This window comes from uncultured Brevundimonas sp., from assembly GCF_947305955.1.
Taxonomy (GTDB): Bacteria; Pseudomonadota; Alphaproteobacteria; order Caulobacterales; family Caulobacteraceae; genus Brevundimonas.
Window position 1 is genome coordinate 1 of record NZ_CAMZFB010000086.1, and the last position, 4,360, is coordinate 4,360.

Here is a 4,360-nt window from a genome sequence, read left to right on the forward strand (position 1 = left end):
CCCGAAAGGCTAACAACCCGCCGCCAGTGGCTCCGAAGAACCGCCCGCCGCCGAGGAGTGGGTAGATAGGCGCGACTCGCCGGACCAACAACCCCTCGTTTCCAGATTCAGGGATTCATCCACAGAACCCGCCCCTCTGGGGATGAAAACAGGACCGAAGCGCCGGAATGTGGCGGATATTCAGCCATTTATGGCGAAACCGCCGACCTTTCGCCACGGTTTGGCAGCCATCCCCGCCCTACCCGACATATTTGACGCCGAAAAATCGGTGAAACGGCCCGACAAGAATGATTCCAGCCACGAATCCCGCGGCATGAGCCTCCCATGCGACGGCTGCGCCATCCCCAGTCAGCAGGCCGCCAAAGATTCCGGTCACCGCATTCACAGCCATCCATACGAAGGCACCACGCATCACGACGGGATGAAACAGCGGAATGAGAAGGCACGGCCCCGCCATCAGGCGCAGCGAGGCACCAATCATCGCAAACACCGCACCCGACGCCCCCACAACCGGAATGGCATTGCCCCAATGGATGAGGGCATAGACGCCACCCGCGAACACACCGCCGATAATAAAGAACGCCAGCCACGCCGCAGGTCCCAAGCCGCGCGATAGGTCCCGCGCCACCGGGCTACCAAAGGCGATCAGCCCCAGCGCATTCATCAGAACATGCGCCCAGCTGCCATGCACAACCATGTGCGTCAGCAGGCCACTATAGTGACCGTGCTGCAGATCGATCGGTCGCAGGCCCCATGCAAGACCATCATCCGGCAGCTGCCCCTGCATGGCATATAAAGCCACCAACCCCACCGCGACGATCAGTGGAACAAAGGGGATGTTGAACATCGGCTCGCGCTGATGGGGCTGTACGGGACTATGGGGGCGCGGGTCGTGTTCGGTCATGTCCTACAGATGGACAGGGTTTGCCATCAGCTCAAGTCATGTGTGCCGAAGCGGTCGATCAAACTGGCATGGCGGTTGCTCTTTCCCTTTTTGAGAGAGGGAGCCTGTGCCAATGCGCGTCAGACCACATTACACCCACCGGACCGCCACCAGCCTCGGCGCACTGACGCTGGCTGTCGCTGGCGCTATCCCGTCCGGGGCCATCGCGCAACAGTCGGCGGGTCAGGGCCTGTCCCAGATGCAGGCAGGCTATGGAGCCTCTCGCTATACCACGGCCACGGCAGCCACCGGCTCAACCCGCGACGCGAACGGCAATCGCCTGATCGTCGATGGCATCATCCAGTCGGGTGCCAGCACCTATAGCCAAAGCTCGGGCGGTGTCGCCTCGACATCGAGCATCGGCAACGGAGCCCGCAACGGCTCGACAGCCATCGGCGGGGCCACTGCCATCGGCAACAATCTGAACGTCGTCGTTCAGGGCAACCACAACACCGTCATTGTGAACTCCACCCAAACCAACACCGGCAACATCAGCGCCGGCACGGTCCTCAACGGAAGTCTGGTTTTCCCATGAAGCGCGTCCCCGTTGTGATGAAGTCGGTTGCTGCCCTTGCCGCCACCAGCCTGTTGTTGGGCGGTTGCGTCAGCACCTCTGCAGGGTCGAGCGGCCTCTATGCCCAGCCCATCGGCAATGCGCCGGTGACGGCCAACCCGACCCCCTACTCCGACGCCCTCTATTGTCTGGCTGACTATGCGCGTCGCTATAACCTGCCCGCGCCGCGAATGGCCGTGGGGCGGATCAGCGACTATACCGGCACCATCTCTGCGGATGGCGGACGCCAGATCACACAGGGCGCATCCCTGATGGCCAACTCGGCGCTGGCCAAATCCGGTGCCCGTATTGTCGAGCGTTACGACACCTCCGTCTCGGAGCTTGAGTTGCGCTATGCCAACAACCGCCTGATCGGCGACGAAGCCGTATCACCGCAGGATCCCGGCTATCGCCGCATTCTGGCGGGGCAGGTCCCCGGCTCGGACTTCTATATCGTCGGCGGCATCACCGAGGTGAATTACAACATCCGCTCTGCCGGATTTGATGCCGGTATGGGACAGGTCAAGGACAATGGCGGGTCGGGCCTGTTGAACGGCCGGGTCTTTGTCATGAACGTCGCCATCGATCTGCGCATGGTGCAGACCACCACCCTCGAGGTCGTCGATGTCGTCTCCTATCAAAAGCAGATCGTTGGCCGCGAGATTTCGGCAGGCGTGTTCGACTTCCTAAACGGCAATGTCTTCGACATCTCGGCTGGCAGCAGCGGGCTGGAGCCGGTGCAACTGGCCGTCCGTGCGCTGGTCGAGCGTGCGACCGTCGAGTTCATGAGCAACCTTTACGGCGCTCCGGGACCGGAAGTCTGCCTGAACCCCGCCAATGATCCGCTGAACACCCTGACAGCGGGCGCGACCGGCAACTACTACGCCCAACATCCCAATACGGACAGCAACAATGGCCAAACCCGTGCCGATCCGAACCGCTGGCATGATCGCCGTGACGGTTCTGTGCGCCGCGTCAGCCAGTGATGCCCGCGCTCAGGACGGCTCGCTGATCCTGAATGAACAGGCGCTGTTCGGCGATATCTTCTCCGGCCAGCAGCTGAATGTCGTCGATGCTCGCCAACAGGTGACGGTATCCCATGCCGCCATGGGCAACCGTATCAGCGGCGGCTCGGACGGGCAGGACATCGCTGTCGAGAACCGCCAGTCCTCGCACGGCGATGTGACGGCACGCCTTGATGCGACCTTCGAGCGAGAGATCGCGGGCCGCATCACCACCGTCACCCAGGCCCGCTCCAACGAAGGAGCCATCGCGGCCAACGGCGCCGAACTGGCGCTGGACAGCCGACAGTCTGCCTATGGCAGCACGGTCGCACAGACCGTCTATGACAATGCCGAGGCCCACCTGACCGGCGGGACGCAATCGTCCACTGCAGCCTATGCCAACAATATGTCGGCGGGCGGCCAGAACGCGGTCCTGACCGGACAGGTCAGCCAGTCCTCCAGCGGCGACACCCGCGCCGAGAGCTTCGTCGCGGCGCGCTATGTTCCGGGGACCACCACCCTTTCATCCGATGCCACTGCCAACTCTGTGCAGCTGGCCACCACCGGATCATCCGCCCAGCGCATCGGCGTGACCCAATCCTCAGAAGGCTGGACCGCATCCGAAAGCGTCGCCAGCGCCGCCAATGCGTGGGCCAGCACCACCATGGCCAGCGCCGCAGCCAATCGCCTGAACGCCAGCAACGCCGGTGGCTCTCAGGTGGTGAGCGTCGACCAAACCAGCACAGGCGGCCTGTCCAGCCGCGCCTCTACCTTTGCCTATGACTATGGCGACCTGCGCGCCATCGCCGACGGTACGGCCAATCAGGCCACTATCGGCAATCAGGACATCTGGGTGGAAATCGACAACAGCCAGTTCAACAGCGGCGGCGTGGTCGTCGAGGCCGAACTGACGGGCCACATCGGCTATGACGCCTATGTCGGGGCCAATGCCACGGGCAACAGCATCACGGGATATGCCTGTTCGGACTGCGGCGGCATCGTCAATGCCCGCTCGACCCAGACCAACAACGGCAACGTCAGCGCCACAGCTACCGCCACCATCGGCAATCAAGGCCGCGCCGTCATCACCGGTACGACCGCGACGGGCAATAGTGCAAGCTTCTATGTGACAAAACCGGGTGGCTGACCAAGTATAGCCAAGCTCATCAGTTAAAACGGCAAAGTTCCAAACATGAACTTTCCGTAAGTTGCGTGTTAAGGCCGTCGCTTTAAGGCAAGATGGTGACCGTAATGATTTCCCGCGACCGGGCTTTTCTTCGGTTGCCGGAAAACTCATGGAGCCCCCGACCTTGACGACACGCCGCTTGCTATTGCCCGCCGTATCCGCCCTCGCCCTTCTCACAGGGGCGGCCCTTCCGCCGGTAGCGTTTGCAGCGCCTGCTGTCGCCGTGGCCGAAAGCACCGCCCAAGCCGGTGTGCCGTGGGCCCATGAAGCCTCGGACCTGAAGCCGGACGAGCGTCTGCGCTTTGGCCGTATGCCCAACGGCATGCGCTATGTGCTGATGCGCAATGCGACCCCGCCGGGGCTGGCGTCGCTGCGCCTTCATTTCAATGTCGGCTCCCTGCACGAAGATGACGACCAGCGCGGTCTGGCCCACTTCACCGAGCACATGCTGTTCAACGGCACGGAAAAAGTGCCGGAGAACGAGATGCTCCGCATTCTCGAGCGTCTGGGTCTGGCCTTTGGTGCAGACACCAATGCGGGCACGTCGTTTGACCAGACCTTCTATCGTCTGGAACTCCCCCGCGCGAACGACGAGACCGTCGATGCCGCGCTGATGATCATGCGCCAACAGGCGTCCAGCGCCCTGATGGAAGTGGATGCCATCAACGCCGAAC

5 protein-coding genes are annotated in these 4,360 nt (G+C 62.6%); 4 read left to right on the forward strand and 1 reads right to left on the reverse strand.

The window, feature by feature from the left end; genetic code table 11:
* Positions 1-238: 238 nt before the first annotated feature.
* Positions 239-904: a rhomboid family intramembrane serine protease gene (locus tag Q0Y42_RS13935; protein WP_297804986.1), complete on the reverse strand. Its 666-nt coding sequence runs from the start codon at positions 902-904 to the stop codon at positions 239-241.
* Positions 905-1,016: 112 nt separating this feature from the next.
* On the opposite strand from Q0Y42_RS13935, the gene hfaA reads away from it, so the two are divergent.
* From hfaA to Q0Y42_RS13955, 4 genes are all read left to right on the forward strand, one after another.
* Positions 1,017-1,478 carry a holdfast anchoring protein HfaA gene (gene hfaA / locus Q0Y42_RS13940; RefSeq protein ID WP_297804989.1) on the forward strand — a complete coding sequence of 154 codons (462 nt, stop codon included), beginning with the start codon at positions 1,017-1,019 and terminating at the stop codon, positions 1,476-1,478.
* Positions 1,475-2,482 (forward strand): holdfast anchoring protein HfaB, encoded by a 1,008-nt coding sequence (hfaB, locus tag Q0Y42_RS13945; RefSeq protein ID WP_297804991.1) that lies wholly within the window; start codon positions 1,475-1,477, stop codon positions 2,480-2,482. Before hfaA ends, hfaB begins: the two co-directional genes overlap by 4 nt.
* Positions 2,409-3,647: a holdfast anchor protein HfaD gene (gene hfaD, locus Q0Y42_RS13950; RefSeq protein WP_297804994.1), complete on the forward strand. Its 1,239-nt coding sequence runs from the start codon at positions 2,409-2,411 to the stop codon at positions 3,645-3,647. Before hfaB ends, hfaD begins: the two co-directional genes overlap by 74 nt.
* A gap of 163 nt (positions 3,648-3,810) precedes the next feature.
* On the forward strand, positions 3,811-4,360 hold a 550-nt coding region (locus Q0Y42_RS13955), incomplete at its 3' end, for an insulinase family protein (RefSeq protein ID WP_297804999.1).

What these genes read in the sequence shown, in the direction of transcription:
- hfaD (WP_297804994.1), top strand. Translation starts at nt 2,409, where the DNA reads ATGGCCAAACCCGTGCCGATCCGAACCGCTGGCATGATCGCCGTGACG.
- hfaB (WP_297804991.1), top strand. Translation starts at nt 1,475, where the DNA reads ATGAAGCGCGTCCCCGTTGTGATGAAGTCGGTTGCTGCCCTTGCCGCC.
- hfaA (WP_297804989.1), top strand. Translation starts at nt 1,017, where the DNA reads ATGCGCGTCAGACCACATTACACCCACCGGACCGCCACCAGCCTCGGC.
- Q0Y42_RS13935 (WP_297804986.1), bottom strand. Translation starts at nt 904, where the DNA reads ATGACCGAACACGACCCGCGCCCCCATAGTCCCGTACAGCCCCATCAG.